At 69.3% G+C, this 14,716-nt stretch carries 13 protein-coding genes; 9 read left to right on the top strand and 4 right to left on the bottom strand.

Annotated features, from left to right (window positions below):
- Positions 1 to 149: 149 nt before the first annotated feature.
- Positions 150 to 1,265 carry an alanine dehydrogenase gene (gene ald / locus ACFXI3_RS20695; RefSeq protein ID WP_378401332.1) on the bottom strand — a complete coding sequence of 372 codons (1,116 nt, stop codon included), beginning with the start codon at positions 1,263 to 1,265 and terminating at the stop codon, positions 150 to 152.
- Between the two features lie 189 nt (positions 1,266 to 1,454).
- Here ald and ACFXI3_RS20690 point away from each other — a divergent pair, with 189 nt between their 5' ends.
- Both ACFXI3_RS20690 and ACFXI3_RS20685 read left to right on the top strand, forming a co-directional pair.
- The gene (locus ACFXI3_RS20690) at positions 1,455 to 2,396 is read left to right on the top strand and encodes a zinc-binding dehydrogenase (RefSeq protein ID WP_378401330.1); all 942 of its coding nucleotides are present in this window, start codon (positions 1,455 to 1,457) and stop codon (positions 2,394 to 2,396) included.
- Complete coding sequence (locus ACFXI3_RS20685; RefSeq protein WP_378401328.1) at positions 2,393 to 2,854, top strand: pyridoxamine 5'-phosphate oxidase family protein; 462 nt, start codon at positions 2,393 to 2,395, stop codon at positions 2,852 to 2,854. Before ACFXI3_RS20690 ends, ACFXI3_RS20685 begins: the two co-directional genes overlap by 4 nt.
- On the opposite strand, the gene ACFXI3_RS20680 is transcribed toward ACFXI3_RS20685, so the two are convergent.
- Complete coding sequence (locus ACFXI3_RS20680) at positions 2,823 to 4,391, bottom strand: helix-turn-helix domain-containing protein (RefSeq protein WP_344270924.1); 1,569 nt, start codon at positions 4,389 to 4,391, stop codon at positions 2,823 to 2,825. The genes ACFXI3_RS20685 and ACFXI3_RS20680 overlap by 32 nt on opposite strands.
- Positions 4,392 to 4,462: 71 nt before the next feature.
- Positions 4,463 to 4,951, bottom strand: coding sequence for a hypothetical protein (locus tag ACFXI3_RS20675; RefSeq protein WP_344270927.1), 489 nt, complete (start codon positions 4,949 to 4,951; stop codon positions 4,463 to 4,465).
- Positions 4,952 to 5,122: 171 nt separating this feature from the next.
- On the opposite strand from ACFXI3_RS20675, the gene ACFXI3_RS20670 reads away from it, so the two are divergent.
- Together ACFXI3_RS20670 and ACFXI3_RS20665 are read left to right on the top strand one after the other, a co-directional pair.
- A complete protein-coding gene (locus ACFXI3_RS20670) occupies positions 5,123 to 6,430 on the top strand; it encodes a bifunctional o-acetylhomoserine/o-acetylserine sulfhydrylase (RefSeq protein ID WP_344270930.1) in 1,308 nt (435 codons plus the stop codon).
- Complete coding sequence (locus tag ACFXI3_RS20665; protein ID WP_378401326.1) at positions 6,427 to 7,554, top strand: homoserine O-acetyltransferase; 1,128 nt, start codon at positions 6,427 to 6,429, stop codon at positions 7,552 to 7,554. Before ACFXI3_RS20670 ends, ACFXI3_RS20665 begins: the two co-directional genes overlap by 4 nt.
- A 58-nt stretch (positions 7,555 to 7,612) precedes the next feature.
- Here ACFXI3_RS20665 and ACFXI3_RS20660 read toward each other — a convergent pair whose 3' ends face one another.
- Positions 7,613 to 8,383, bottom strand: coding sequence for an SGNH/GDSL hydrolase family protein (locus tag ACFXI3_RS20660; protein ID WP_344272287.1), 771 nt, complete (start codon positions 8,381 to 8,383; stop codon positions 7,613 to 7,615).
- A 195-nt stretch (positions 8,384 to 8,578) separates the two neighbouring features.
- Between ACFXI3_RS20660 and ACFXI3_RS20655 the strand changes: the two genes are divergently transcribed.
- The 5 genes from ACFXI3_RS20655 to ACFXI3_RS20635 all read left to right on the top strand — a co-directional run bounded on the left by ACFXI3_RS20655 (position 8,579) and on the right by ACFXI3_RS20635 (position 14,674).
- Positions 8,579 to 9,169 (top strand): TetR/AcrR family transcriptional regulator, encoded by a 591-nt coding sequence (locus ACFXI3_RS20655; RefSeq protein WP_344270935.1) that lies wholly within the window; start codon positions 8,579 to 8,581, stop codon positions 9,167 to 9,169.
- Between the two features lie 52 nt (positions 9,170 to 9,221).
- A complete protein-coding gene (locus ACFXI3_RS20650; RefSeq protein WP_086024916.1) occupies positions 9,222 to 9,719 on the top strand; it encodes a hypothetical protein in 498 nt (165 codons plus the stop codon).
- A 196-nt stretch (positions 9,720 to 9,915) separates the two neighbouring features.
- Positions 9,916 to 11,529, top strand: a complete 1,614-nt coding sequence (locus ACFXI3_RS20645) for a carboxyl transferase domain-containing protein (protein WP_344270940.1) — start codon at positions 9,916 to 9,918, stop codon at positions 11,527 to 11,529.
- Between the two features lie 5 nt (positions 11,530 to 11,534).
- Positions 11,535 to 13,520: an acetyl/propionyl/methylcrotonyl-CoA carboxylase subunit alpha gene (locus ACFXI3_RS20640; protein ID WP_378401323.1), complete on the top strand. Its 1,986-nt coding sequence runs from the start codon at positions 11,535 to 11,537 to the stop codon at positions 13,518 to 13,520.
- Positions 13,517 to 14,674 carry an acyl-CoA dehydrogenase family protein gene (locus ACFXI3_RS20635; RefSeq protein ID WP_344270946.1) on the top strand — a complete coding sequence of 386 codons (1,158 nt, stop codon included), beginning with the start codon at positions 13,517 to 13,519 and terminating at the stop codon, positions 14,672 to 14,674. Before ACFXI3_RS20640 ends, ACFXI3_RS20635 begins: the two co-directional genes overlap by 4 nt.
- The last annotated feature ends 42 nt before the right edge of the window (positions 14,675 to 14,716 follow it).

Raw genomic sequence — 14,716 nt, 5'->3', positions numbered from 1 at the left:
TCTTTGACCCGGGGGGGCCGCCCCCCCCGGTACCCCCTGGGTGCCTCCGGGGGGGTTGGGGTGTTGGTTTTTGTTGTTAAAAAATTATTTGTGGTCAACTACACGCGGCGTGGTCCCTGAGGGCCTCGCCGCTTTTCGTGTTTGGTTGGTTACGCCAGGGCGGTTTCCACTGGGGTGTGGGGGAGGTTGTGGGCGGTGGCGACGGGGGCGTTGGTCAGGGCGCCTGCGTGGGTGTTGAGGCCCAGGGCCAGGGAGGGGTCTGCCGCCAAGGCCTGCTTCCAGCCCTTGTCTGCCAACTGCACTGCGTAGGGGAGGGTCACGTTGGTGAGGCCGTAGGTGCTCGTGCGCGGGACTGCGCCGGGCATGTTGGCCACGCAGTAGAAGACCGAGTTGTGGACCGTGTAGGTCGGGTCGTCGTGCGTGGTGGGGCGCGAGTCGGCGAAGCAGCCGCCCTGGTCGATGGCGATGTCTACCAGGACGCTGCCCGGCTTCATGCGGGAGACCAGGTCGTTGGAGACCAGCTTGGGGGCCTTGGCACCGGGGACCAGGACCGCGCCGATGACCAGGTCTGCTTCCAGGACCGACTCTTCGACCGACAGGCGGTTCGAGGTGACGGTGCGGATGCGGCCGCCGAAGTCGTTGTCGATCTGGCGGAGGCGGTCGACGTTGGTGTCGAGGATTTCCACGTCGGAGCCGAGGCCCAGTGCGACGCGGGCGGCGTTGAGCCCGGCGACGCCGCCGCCGATGACGACCACGCGGGCCGGGTGCACGCCGGGGATGCCGCCGGGCAGAACGCCGCGGCCGCCGCTCGGCTTCATCAGGGCGTACGCGCCGACCTGCGGGGCCAGCCGGCCCGCGACCTCGGACATCGGGGCCAGCAGCGGCAGCGCGCCGTTCGGCTTCTGCACCGTCTCGTAGGCGATCGCGGTGGTGCCCGCGGCCAGCAGCGCGTCGGTCAGCGGACGGTCCGCGGCGATGTGCAGGTAGGTGAACAGCACCAGATCCTTGCGCAGGCGCGGGTACTCCTCGGCGATCGGCTCCTTCACCTTCAGCACGAGTTCGCCCTCGGACCACGTCTCTTCCGCCGTGGCGAGCACCTTCGCGCCCGCGGCGACGTACTCCTCGTCCGTGATGGACGACCCGGTCCCGGCACCCGTCTCGACGAAGACGTCGTGCCCGCGACCGACCAGTTCGTGCACGCCGGCCGGGGTCAAGGCGACCCGGTACTCGTGCTTCTTGATCTCACGGGGAACGGCGATGCGCACTGCTTGCCTCCTGGCGGCGGTTCTGGCGAAGGTGTTGCCACTCACGGTGATCTACCCGGACGGCGGTGTCATCATCCCGTCGCCACAGTCTTGCGCCGGGTCAGTAGTGCTGCCAGGACAACGCACTTGACCTCGACCGCACTTGAGGTAGTTGGCTGGCTCATGGCGGAGACTCGAGGAAGGGCTTACATGCGAGCGGTGTGGCTGCGGGAGTTCGGCGGGCCGGCGGTACTGGAGGCGGGGGACGCCCCCGATCCGGCTCCCGGGCCGGGGCAGGTGCTGATCGAGGTGGCGTTCGCCAACGTCACCTTCGTGGAAACGCAGTTCAGGGCGACCGGCACCGGGCCGTTCGCGGGCGCGCTGCCGATGGTGCCCGGCAACGGCGTCGGGGGCGTGATCAGCCGTGCCGGGGAGGGCGTGAACCCGGCGCTGATCGGAAAACGCGTGGTGACGTCGACCGGCGGCAGCGGCGGTTACGCCCAGCGCGTGGTCGTGGACGCGGAGTTGGTGTTCCCGGTGCCGCACGCGCTCAGCCTCGACGCGGCCGTCGCGCTGCTGGCCGACGGCCGCACGGCGACCGGGTTGGTGCACGCGACCGCGGTGGCGCCAGGGGAACGGGTGCTCGTCGAGGCTGCCGCAGGAGGGGTCGGCAGCCTCTTGGTGCAGTTGGCGAAGGCTGCGGGCGCGGAGGTCGTGGCGGCTGCGGGCGGGGCGGAAAAGGTTGCCCGTGCTCGGGAATTGGGCGCGGACTTGGCCGTCGACTACACCGATCCGGAGTGGACTGCGTTGGCTGGGGAGGTGGATGTGGTGTTCGACGGTGTGGGAGGTGCTGTTGGTACGGCGGCGTTCTCTCTGGTGCGGCCTGGCGGGCGGATGGCGATGTACGGGTTGGCAAGCGGTTCGTGGGCTGAAGTGTCCGAAGAGGACGCTGCGGCGCGGGGCGTGAAGCTGGTCCGGTCGATCGGTGATGCGGCGGCGATGCGCGGGTACACGGAATCGGCGCTGGAGGCGGCTGCGGCTGGGCAGCTCACTCCGGTGATCGGGCAGCGGTTTCCGTTGGAGCGGGCGGCTGATGCGCACGCGGCGATCGAATCTCGGGGGACGATCGGGAAGACGTTGTTGATCGCGTGAGGGACTTCGACGTCGACAGTTTCCTCGCGCAGCCCCTGACCGCCCGGGTCGCGACCGCGGGTCCGACGGTCCGGCCTGCCTGGTATCTCTGGGAGGACGGCGCGTTCTGGATCCTCAGCGGCCCGTGGTCGCGGCTGCCCGACCGGGTGCGTGCGGAGCCGCGGATCGCGGTGACGGTGGACGTCTGCGACCTCGAGACCGGCTTGGTGCGTCAGGTGATCGCGCGCGGACCGGCCGGGATCGAGCCGTTCGACGTCCCCCGGGGACGCCGGAAACTGGCGCGGTATCTGGGCCCGGACGAGTCCGCGTGGGATCCGCGGTTCCGCGCGTATCTGCTGGACGACCCGGCCGAGCGCGGCACGGTGTGGATCCGGATGCGGCCGGAATCGTTGCGGGCCAACGATCTCAGCTACCAAGCCAGCACCGTCAGCTCCAGCGGAGCGCGATCAGCTGGGTGAGCAACGCGAGCCGGACGTCGGGGTCGTCCAGGTTCAGCGGGACCAGTTCCAGCAGCCGTTTCATCCGGTATCGCAACGTGTTCGGGTGAATTCGCAGCCGTTCCGCGGCGGCGCGGGGGTCGCCGGGATGGCGCAGCCACTCGTAGAGCGTGTCGACGTACCCGGCGTTGCTCGTCTCGTCGTGCGCGCGCAGTACGCCGAGCGGGCCGAGTTCCGACACCTGCGCCGCCGCTGCTCCGGCGGCGGCGCGGTGCAGGACCAGCGCGGTCCACGCTTCGTCGTACGCCACGACGCGGCCCTCGACCAGTCCTGCCCGCAGCAGGCCCAGTGCTTCGTCCGCTTGGGCACGCGACGCGGCCAGCGCGGTCGGATCGCCCGGGGCACCCGCGGCCGCGCGAGGCAGTCCGCCTCGGCGGGAAGCGGGTTGGGCGAGCAGCGCCTCCCGCAGTTCCGGCCAGCCGCCCTCGCCGGTGCGGTCCGGGACCACGACGTACAGCAATCCGCCCAGTTCAGCGGCGACCGGACGGCGTCCGAAGCCCTGCGAAATCCGTTCCAGCAAAGCCAGCAACAGACCTTCGGCGTCCCGGCTGTCGCCGCCGCTGACGTCCACGACGACGACTCGGTGCGGCTCGTCAGACAGATCCAGTTCGGCGACCACCCGGCGTGGCGGGACCTGTCCTTCCAAGACCGCGCGCAGCAATTCGGCCGAAGCTCTCCGTTGGGCATCCGTGTGCGCGCGCCGTCGCAGGAGATGCAGCGCGACCACCGGAGCGGCGTCGGCGAAAGCCGCTGCGCGTTCCTCGGAAACCGGACCGGGCACGACGGCCCACATCGAACCCAGCAGTTCGCCGCCCATCCGGATCGGCACGATCAGCCGCGGCAGGGTGCCGTCGCGCTGGGCGGGCACGAAAATCGTTTGCCGGCCACGGGAAAGTTCGCGGAAAACGCCGCGGGAGCGGAACCTGGCCAGTACGTCGTCCGGGATGCGGCGGCCCATGATCGTCGCGACGCGCGCCGGGTCGGTGAGGTCCTGGCGCGCGGAGTAGGCGAGGACGCGCGAGTTGGTGTCCTCGATCGTCACCGACGCGTCGACCACCGCGGCCACGGCGTCGGCGAGCCGGAAAAGGTCGCCGGAACCCGGATCGCCGCCCTCTTCGAGCGCTTCGGATTCGTCGGCGAGCGCGTCCAGAACTGTGCGCAACAGCCAGACCAGCTGGGCCCAGGACGTCGCCGCGTGCACCTGGATCAAGGCGATCCCGGCCGACTTCGCCGCGCGCCGCACCGACTGTTTCGCGGCCAACGGCGGTTTCAGCAGCACCGCCGCCGCGCCCCGCCCGGCGCTCACCCGGACGAGCTCCGCGGCGTCGGCCGACTCGATCGTGGCGACGCCGAGCACCAGGTCACCCGCGGCGATGGCGGACTCCGCACCCGGCTCAGCGATCACCACGTCGCCGACCGCGGGACAGCCTTCGGGCACGAGCAGCGCGTGGAGCAGCGTGGGACCGACCCGGTCCACGACGCTGCGCACCGAAACCACAGCTACCTCCAGCGCTTCTGACGTTCTTGCTGGAACGGTAGAAGACTGTGCCGGTTTCGCCACCCGCGGCACTAGTTAGCGCGACCGACCTTCGGCCACGGCTTGAAGTAAGACACCAGCGTCGCCCCCAGCAGCAGCGTCAGCCCGACGCTCATCGCCCCCGTGCCCGCCACCGCGCTCGCCCCGACGATCTCGCCTCGCGAAGCCTGCTCGCCGTGCGCGACGAACGACGGGACCACCAGCAGGTTTCCGCCGCCAAACAGCGCGAGCGTCGCCAGCAGTTTCCACAGCACCCAGTGGTAGCGCACCAGCTTCCACTTCGTCCCGAGTCCGAGCACGACACCGGTCGCCAGCGCGAGCAGGCTGGCCGGGAAGTAGAGCGTGCCGGCCAGAATTCCGGCGATGACGTTCGCGCTGCGCGTGGTCACCGGGTCGAAGCCGGCGATCGCGAGAATGCTGCAGATCAGCACCGCGAGTTCGGCTCCGATCCAGCCGACCGACGTGACGACGTGGCCGAACAGGAACCACTTCCGGGTCGCCGGGCGCATTCTCCAGTCCATGCGCCTGAGGGTGCGCTGTACCCCGCTGTCGCGTCGTCCGTCAGCGCTCGGCACTTGTTCATACGTACGGGTGCGTAGGACTCTCATCTCGTGAGAGCAGTTGGGCGGTTCGTCCGGCCTGGTTAGCGTCGGCGCCCAGCCGACCCGATCCCGACCGCTAGGAGCGAGCACATGCCGGAAGACACCACGAGCTGGTCCTTCGAGACCAAGCAGATCCACGCGGGGGCGGCGCCCGACCCGGCCACCGGCGCTCGCGCCACGCCGATCTACCAGACCACCTCGTACGTCTTCCGCGACACCCAGCACGGGGCGGATCTCTTCAGCCTCGCCGAGCCCGGCCACATCTACACGCGGATCAACAACCCGACCCAGGACGTGCTGGAGCAGCGTGTCGCCACGCTCGAAGGCGGCGTCGCCGGTCTCGCGTTCGCCTCCGGTTCGGCGGCGGTCACCGCGGCGATCCTGAACCTGGCCAACTCTGGCGACCACCTCGTCACCAGCCCGTCGCTGTACGGCGGCACCTACAACCTGTTCCACTACACGCTGCCGAAGCTCGGCATCGAGGTCACCTTCATCGACGACCAGGACGACGCTGAGCAGTGGCGGGCCGCGGTCCGGCCGAACACCAAGCTGTTCTTCGCCGAGACGCTGGCCAACCCGAGCAGCGCCGTCCTCGACATTCGCAAGGTCGCCGACCTGGCGCACGAAGCCGGGGTCCCGCTGGTCGTGGACAACACCGTGCCGACGCCGTACCTGGTTCGCCCGATCGAGCACGGTGCCGACATCGTCGTGCACTCCGCGACGAAGTACCTCGGCGGCCACGGCACGACGGTCGCCGGCGTGCTGGTCGACGGCGGCACATTCGACTTCGGCAAGGACCCGTCCCGTTTCCCGGGCTTCAATGAGCCCGACCCGAGCTACCACGGTCTCAAGTACTGGGAGGCGCTCGGCCCGGGTGCGTTCGCGGCCAAGGCCCGCGTGCAGATCCTGCGCGACACCGGCGCGGCGATCGCCCCGCTGAACAGCTTCCTCATCCTGCAGGGCATCGAAACGCTGTCGCTGCGCGTGGAGCGGCACTCCACCAACGCGCTAGCCCTCGCGGAATGGCTGGAGGAGCGCGACGAGGTCGAGAAGGTGTACTACGCCGGACTGCCGTCGAGCCCGTACCACGCGGCGGCGCAGAAGTACCTGCCGCGCGGCGCTGGCGCGGTGCTGTCTTTCGAGCTGCGCGGCGGCGTCGAGGCGGGCCGGAAGTTCGTCGACGGCACCGAATTGCACAGCCAGCTGGTGAACCTCGGCGACGTGCGCAGCCTGATCGTGCACCCGGCGTCGACCACGCACAGCCAGCTCGGCCCCGAGGAGCAGGTCGCCGCCGGCGTCACGCCGGGTCTCGTGCGGCTCGCGGTCGGGCTGGAAGGAATCGAGGACCTGAAGGCCGACCTCGAGGCAGGCTTCCGGGCTGCCAAGGCGGCGCTGTGACCGATCCCGGCGCGAGTCTTCCGCCCGTCACCGGCGCGTGGCGGGCGGGGGACCCACCCGGCGGACGGCACTGGTTCACCGGCCCCGGCGCACTCGCGCTGGAGGCCGGCGCCAGCCTGCCCAGCTACACCCTCGCGTTCGAAACGTGGGGAACGCTCAACTCCGACGGGTCCAACGCCGTCCTGATCGAGCACGCGCTCACCGGCGACAGCCACGCCGCGGGCCCCGCCGAACCCGGGCATCCGAGTCCCGGATGGTGGGACGGACTGATCGGTCCCGGCAAGGCTTTCGACACCCGCGAGCTGTTCGTCGTGGCCCCTAACGTCCTCGGCGGCTGTCAGGGGTCGACAGGCCCGTCGTCGCCTTCCCCGGACGGCGAGGCGTGGGGCAGCCGATTCCCGGCGCTGACCGTTCGAGACCAGGTCAACGCCGAAGCGGCACTCGCGGACGCACTCGGCATCGAACGCTGGGCCGCCGTCGCGGGCGGTTCGATGGGCGGGATGCGGGCTCTCGAATGGGCCGTAACTCAACCCGATCGGGTTGCCTCCGCGCTCGTTCTCGCCTCGACAGCTCGTGCGTCAGCCGAGCAAATCGCTTGGGCGGCACCTCAACTGCACGCGATCCGAGGCGACCTGGCCTGGCACGGCGGTGACTACTACTCCGCCGCCGAAGGCCCTTACCGCGGATTGGGCGTGGCCCGGCGGATCGCGCACGTCACTTACCGCTGCGAACCCGAACTGGAGACGCGTTTCGGGAACCGGCCGCAGCAGGACGAAGATCCGCTGGCCGGCGGCCGCTTCGCCGTCGAGTCCTATCTGGACCATCACGCGGACAAGCTCGTCCACCGCTTCGACGCGGGTTCCTACGTGGTGCTCACCGAATCCATGAACACCCACGACGTCGGCCGCGGCCGGGGCGGGGTCGCCGCCGCGCTGGGCCGGGTGACCGCGCGAACGGTGGTCGCCGCCGTGGACAGCGACCGGCTTTATCCGTCGTATCAGTCGCACGAGATCGCCGCGGCGGTCGGCGGCGAGGCCACGGTGCTGACTTCGCCGTACGGCCACGACTCGTTCCTCATCGAGACCGAGCAGATCTCCGCGCTGGTCAAGACTTTGCTGGGCTGAACGCCGGAAAGGCCGCCTCGGGCGAACTCGAGGCGGCCTTCCCGAATTTCGCCGAACGTCAGCCGATCGCCGAGGTCAGCGGCGCGTAGTAGCCGCCCCGCTGCCCGGCGGCAGTCGGGTGGTACGACTCGTCCACCGGCCAGGTCAAGCTGTGCAGGTAGTCGCTGGCCGCCGAGCAGATGTTGTGCCCCACGAACGCGGACCGGACGTCCACGAACTTCCCGCCGGCCGCCGAAACCCGCGACGACACCACCGACGCGAGCGTGTCCGCCCCGGAGTTGATCGCCGTCCGTTTCGTGTCGCTCAAGCCGACACTGCACGATCCGGGCACGGTGTAGAACCGCGGGTAGGACAGCACGACCAGCTGCGCCCCGGGCGCCTTGCTCTTGGCCGCCGAGTACACCTTGTCCAGCAGCCCGGACAGGGTGTTCTGGACGTACGTCTTGGCGGTGTTGACCCGGTCCACGCAGGTCTGGTCGCTTCCCAGCGTGCAGGTCTTGATCACGTCGGTGAAGCCGGCGTCGTTGCCGCCGACGGTGAGCGTGATCAAGGTGGCGTTGGACGGCATCGAGCTGATCTGGTTCAGCACGTCGCCGGTCTTCGCGCCCGAGCAGGCGAGGAAGGTGAAATTGGTGCCGGAGTGGGCGTTGGCCCACAGCTGGCCGTACGCGTTGGCACTGCGTTTGCAGCTGCCGGAATCTCCGTAGCTCCCGGCGCCCACTCCGGCGGAGTAGGAGTCGCCGAGCGCGACGTAGTTTTGCGACGCAGCGCTCGCGCCGGTGGCGAAGCCGAGCGAGGCAGCGAGAGCGACCCCCAGGGCCGCGCACATCCGAAGGACGCGTCGTGATGGTTGACGGGTGGTTGCAGCCATAGGTCACTCCTGTCGTGACAGCTTGACGCGGTAAAGCTTTACCAGGTGCAATCCCCACGAGACACCCCTCAAATCCGGGTGCCTCCACTTGGCCCAGGCAGGAAGTAGCACCGGAAGTTAGCGCTCGCTAACCGCGGGACCTACTATGTGCGGATGTCGGCGAATTCCCTCCCACTGGTGAACGGCGCGAAGCCGAACAGACGGGAACAGATCCTCACCGCCGCCGCCGAGCTGTTCGCCCACCACGGTTTCCACGGCGTCGGCATCGACGACATCGGCGCGGCCGTCGGCATCTCCGGTCCCGCGCTGTACCGGCATTTCCGCAGCAAGGACGCGATTCTCGGGGAAATGCTCAACTCGATCAGCCACTACCTGCTCGAAGGCGGCACCAAGCGCGCCGCGGCGGGCGGCACCCCGGACGAACTGCTGGCCGCGCTCGTCCGGTTCCACGTCGACTTCGCCCTCGACCACCCGGCGCTCATCACCGTGCAGGAGCGCAATCTCGCGAATCTCACCGACGGTGACCGCAAGCAGGTGCGCGCGCTTCAGCGGCAGTACGTCGAGGTGTGGGTGCGGGCGATTCGCGAAGCTGTGCCCGGCCTCGGCGAACGCCAGGCGCGGTCGGCGGCACACGCCGTGTTCGGCTTGATCAACTCGACGCCCTACAACCGCCATCTCGGTGACGGCGCCCTCGCCGATCTGCTGTGCCGTCTCGCGCTGGGCGCCCTTTCCGCGGCGGGCTGAGGCCGCGATCCGGGGTATCCCGCCGACCGCCGGTCTGGTGTTTGATAGGCACGTGACCGCGGACCGGAGCGAGGGCGAGCAGCGGCTCGTCGAGAAGGCACAGCGCGCGCTCGTCGCCATCAGCCTTGGCGAGGACACGGAGGCGCTGGAAGAGGTCACGCCCTCGTCGCAGGAGCCGGGCGAACGCGACGAGGAGACGAAAGAGCTGATGCTGCTGCTCTTCGGCGAATGCAGCGCGATGGTGTCCACGCTCGGCGACGGCGGCACCGCCCCGGTCAAGGTGCAGGTTTTCGACGAGGCGGGCGAAGAGGTTTCGATCGACCAGGCCGATCCGCCGGTCCGCACCGCCGTCCGCACGCTGCTCGCCGAGGTGCACGGCAATACCGCCGCCGCCCGCGAACAGGTCGAGATCGCGTTGGCGAGCGCCGCTCCGAACGAAGTGGACAGTCTCCTGCTGCAGGCGCTGCGCTGGACGATCCGGCTGTCGGTCGAATGCCTCGAACGGGATCTGCCGGTGGCCGGCTGGATCTCCGACGCCGTCGCGGGCTGACCGCTGCCTTCCCTTCACTCACTCGTGGCCGCCCCAATGTGGCATTGGGTGCGTCAGGCGCACCGAACGCCACATTGGGTGCGTCACATGCACCCAATGCCACATTGGGGCGCTGTGGGCTGGACTGGACAGCGGGGTTAACGGCCACTAACATCGGGTCCGGAGTTAACGACCGCTAACGTCTCGACGGAGAGCCATGGACACGCCGGTACTGCGCAGTTCCGCGGATCCGAACAGCGACACCTTCACCCGTAGCGTCACCTCGCACGGCGAATTGGTCGAGGATCTGCACAAGCGGCTCGCCGCCGCCCGGCTCGGCGGGCCGGAGAAGTCGCGCGCCCGCCATGTGGAACGCGGCAAGCTGCTGCCGCGCGACCGGGTGGACGCGCTGCTGGACCCGGGATCGCCGTTCCTTGAGCTTTCCCCGCTCGCCGCGACCGGGCTGTACGACGACGAGGCCCCGTCCGCGGGCATCATCACCGGGATCGGGCGCGTCTCCGGCCGCGAATGCGTGATCGTCGCCAACGACGCCACGGTCAAGGGCGGCACGTACTACCCGCTGACGGTGAAGAAGCACCTGCGGGCGCAGGAAGTCGCGCTGCACAACAACTTGCCGTGCATTTACCTGGTCGACTCCGGAGGCGCGTTCCTGCCGCGCCAAGACGAGGTCTTCCCGGACCGCGAGCACTTCGGCCGGATCTTCTACAACCAGGCCACCATGTCCGCGCGCGGCATCCCGCAGATCGCCGCCGTGCTCGGCTCGTGCACCGCAGGCGGCGCGTACGTCCCGGCGATGAGCGACGAAGCGGTCATCGTGCGCAATCAGGGCACCATTTTCCTTGGCGGCCCGCCGCTGGTGAAGGCCGCGACCGGCGAGGTCGTCACCGCTGAGGAGCTGGGCGGCGGCGACGTGCACGCCCGCCAGTCCGGTGTCACCGACCATCTCGCGGACGACGACGCGCACGCGCTGCGCATCGTCCGCGACATCGTCTCCACCCTCGGCCCGCGCACGCCGCGGCCGTGGGACGTCAAGGCGATCGAGCCGCCCGCGGCGGACGAACGCGAGCTGTACGGCGTGGTGCCGACGGATTCGCGCACCCCGTACGACGTGCGCGAGGTCATCGCCCGCGTCGTCGACGGCAGCCGGTTCGCGGAGTTCAAAAAGGAATACGGCTCGACGCTGGTCACCGGCTTCGCGCACATCCACGGCCACCCGGTCGGCATCATCGCGAACAACGGCGTGCTGTTCGCCGAGTCCGCGATGAAGGGCGCGCACTTCATCGAACTGTGCGACCGGCGCTCGATCCCGTTGGTATTCCTGCAGAACATCACCGGCTTCATGGTCGGGCGCGCGTACGAGGCGGGCGGCATCGCCAAGCACGGCGCGAAAATGGTCACCGCGGTGGCGTGCGCGCGGGTGCCGAAGTTCACCGTGATCATCGGCGGTTCCTTCGGCGCGGGCAACTACTCCATGTGCGGCCGGGCGTATTCGCCGCGGTTCCTCTGGATGTGGCCGAACGCGCGGATTTCCGTGATGGGCGGCGAGCAGGCAGCATCGGTGTTGTCGACGGTGCGCCGCGACGCGATCGAGGGCCGCGGCGGCGAATGGTCCACTGAGGACGAAGAGACCTTCAAGGACCCGATCCGCGAGCAGTACGAGGAACAGGGCAGCCCGTACTACTCCACCGCGCGGCTGTGGGACGACGGCGTGATCGACCCGGCGGACACCCGCACGGTGCTCGGGCTCGCGCTGTCGGCCGCGGCCAACGCGCCCTTGCCCGAGGTCAACTACGGCGTCTTCCGGATGTGATGAGCGTGTTCGACACTGTTCTGGTTGCCAACCGCGGGGAGATCGCGGTTCGCGTGATCCGGTCGCTGCGTGCGCTCGGGATCCGTTCGGTCGCGGTGTACAGCGACGCGGACGCCGACGCCCGACACGTGCGCGAGGCCGACACCGCGGTGCGCCTCGGCCCGGCCGAAGCAGCGAAGAGCTACCTGTCGATTCCGGCGATTGTCGCGGCGGCAACGGAAACCGGCGCGCAGGCGGTGCATCCCGGCTATGGTTTCCTCGCCGAGAACACCGCGTTCGCGCGGGCTTGCGCGGAGGCCGGGCTGGTGTTCATCGGCCCGCCGCCGGAAGCGATCGACAAGATGGGCGACAAGATCCGGGCGAAGGCCACGGTGTCCGCGGCCGGTGTTCCGGTGGTGCCCGGTGCGTCCGATGTGGACATTCCGGAGGGCGGGTTTGCCGAAGCGGCGGCGAAAGTCGGCTATCCGTTGCTGCTGAAGCCGTCCGCGGGCGGTGGCGGCAAGGGCATGCGCCTGGTGCACGAAGAGTCCGAACTGGACGCTGCGATCGAGTCCGCGCGCAGGGAAGCGAAGAGTTCTTTCGGTGACGACACGTTGCTGATGGAGCGGTTCGTCACCACGCCGCGGCACATCGAGATCCAGGTGCTGGCCGACACACACGGCACCGTGCTGCACCTCGGCGAACGCGAGTGCAGCCTGCAGCGACGGCACCAGAAGATCATCGAGGAAGCGCCGTCGGTGCTCCTGGACGAAGCCACGCGGGCGAAAATGGGCGCGGCGGCCGCGGAAGCCGCGCGGTCGGTCGGCTACGTCGGCGCGGGCACGGTCGAGTTCATCATGTCCGCGCACAACCCGGACGAGTTCTTCTTCATGGAGATGAACACCCGGCTGCAGGTGGAGCACCCGGTTACCGAGATGGTGACCGGACTCGACCTGGTGTCCTGGCAGGTGCGGGTGGCGGCAGGGGAGCCACTCGGACTGACGCAGGACGACGTGCGCCTCGACGGGCACGCGGTCGAAGCCCGGGTCTACGCCGAGGATCCGGCGCGCGGTTTCATCCCGACCGGCGGCACGGTGCTGGCCGTGCACGAGCCCTCCGGCGACGGCGTGCGAGTGGACTCGTGGATGTCGGTCGGCGCGGTGGTCGGGTCGAATTACGACCCGATGCTGGCGAAGATCATCGCGCACGGACCGGACCGGGCGTCGGCGCTGCAGAAGCTGGACCGAGCGCTGGCCGACACCGCGTTGCTCGGCCTCGGCACGAACATCGCGTTCCTGCGCGGTTTGCTGGCCGACGAGGACGTGCGCGCCGGAAAGCTGGACACCGAACTGGTGGACCGGCGACTGTCCGAATTGGTCTCTTCGGAAGTCCCGGCCGGGTTTTTCGTCGCCGCGGCCATGGATCGGCTGATTTCGCTGCAGCCGACGGGCGCGGTCGTGGACCCGTGGGACATCCCGAACGGCTGGCGGCTCAGCGGTCCAGGCGGGATCACTTTCCGCTTGCGGACTGGGGAAAACCAGGCCGTCGTACGGGTCGAGGGCACGCCGTCGGACGCTTCGGTGCAGGTGGACGACGCGGAGCCGGTGCGCGTTTCCGCCCGCCGCGAGGGCGATCTGCTCGAAGTACGCCAGGCCAACGGCGTGGAGCGGTATCGCTGCGCCGAAGGTCCACAACGGACAGTGTGGCTGGCCCGCGAAGGCCAGTCGTTCGCGTTCGCCGACCAGGAATTCACGCTCTCCGCGCGCGGCGAGGCGGCGGGCGCTGGTCCGGTGAAGAGCCCGATGCCGGGAACGGTGCTGGTGGTGAAGGCGGCCGAAGGCGACGTGGTGAGCGCGGGGACGCCGCTGCTCGTCGTCGAGGCGATGAAGATGGAGCACACCGTGACCGCGCCGATCGACGGTGTGGTGACTGAGCTTTCGGTGCGGGTCGGCCAGCAGGTCGCGCTCGACGAGACGCTTGCCGTCGTGAGCGCAGCAGAGGAGAAGCAGTGATCGACTTCCGGCTGGACGAGGAATACGAGGCGCTCCGCAAGACGGTCGAGGACTTCGCGCAGGCGGAGGTCGCGCCGGTGATCGGCCCGCTGTACGAGAAGGAAGAATTCCCGTACGAGCTGGTCGCCAAGATGGGCGAGATGGGCCTGTTCGGCCTGCCGTTCCCGGAGGAATTCGGCGGCATGGGCGGGGACTACTTCGCGCTGTGCCTCGCGCTGGAGGAGTTGGCGCGGGTCGATTCCTCGGTCGCGATCACGCTGGAGGCGGGGGTTTCGCTCGGCGCGATGCCCATCTACCGCTTCGGCACCCAGGAGCAGAAGGAAACCTGGCTGCCCATGCTGACCACGGCCGAGGCGCTCGGCGGATTCGGGCTCACCGAACCTGGCGGCGGCTCCGACGCCGGGGCCACCCGCACGCGCGCCCGGCTCGACGGCGACGAGTGGATCATCAACGGCAGCAAGGCGTTCATCACCAACTCCGGCACCGACATCACGAAGCTGGTCACCGTCACCGCGGTCACCGACGTGATGGAGAACGGCCGCAAGGAGATCTCGGCGATCATCGTCCCGTCCGGCACCCCGGGCTTCGCGGTGGCCCCGAAGTACTCGAAGGTCGGCTGGAACTGCTCGGACACCCATGAACTGTCCTTTTCGGACGTCCGGGTGCCCGCCGAGAACCTGGTCGGCAAGCGGGGCCGCGGCTACGCCCAGTTCCTGTCCATTTTGGACGAAGGGCGGGTGGCGATCGCGGCGCTGAGCGTGGGTCTCGCGCAGGGCTGCGTGGACGAATGCCTGAAGTACGCGAAGGACCGCGTCGCGTTCGGCCACCGGATCGGCGAGTACCAGGCGATCCAGTTCAAGATCGCGGACATGGAAGTGCGCGCGCACACCGCGCGGCTGGCGTATTACCAAGCGGCGTCGAAGATGCTGCGCGGCGAACCGTTCAAGAAGGAAGCGTCGATCGCGAAACTGGTGGCTTCGAACGCGGCGATGGACAACGCCCGCGACGCCACGCAGATCTTCGGCGGATACGGCTTCATGAACGAATTCCCGGTCAGCCGCTTCTACCGCGACGCGAAGATCCTGGAGATCGGCGAGGGCACCAGCGAGGTCCAGAAGATGCTGATCGCGCGCCACCTCGGGGTCGGCGCCTGAGACCCAGCGCCGCCGGGGCGTCCGGGCGGAGTCCCGGCGGCG

The sequence above is a fragment of the Amycolatopsis sp. NPDC059235 genome (assembly GCF_042754125.1).
GTDB classification, from domain to species: domain Bacteria; phylum Actinomycetota; class Actinomycetes; order Mycobacteriales; family Pseudonocardiaceae; genus Amycolatopsis; species Amycolatopsis albidoflava.
Note: the sequence above shows the minus strand (reverse complement) of the source record. Positions and strands in the feature narration are given on the sequence as shown.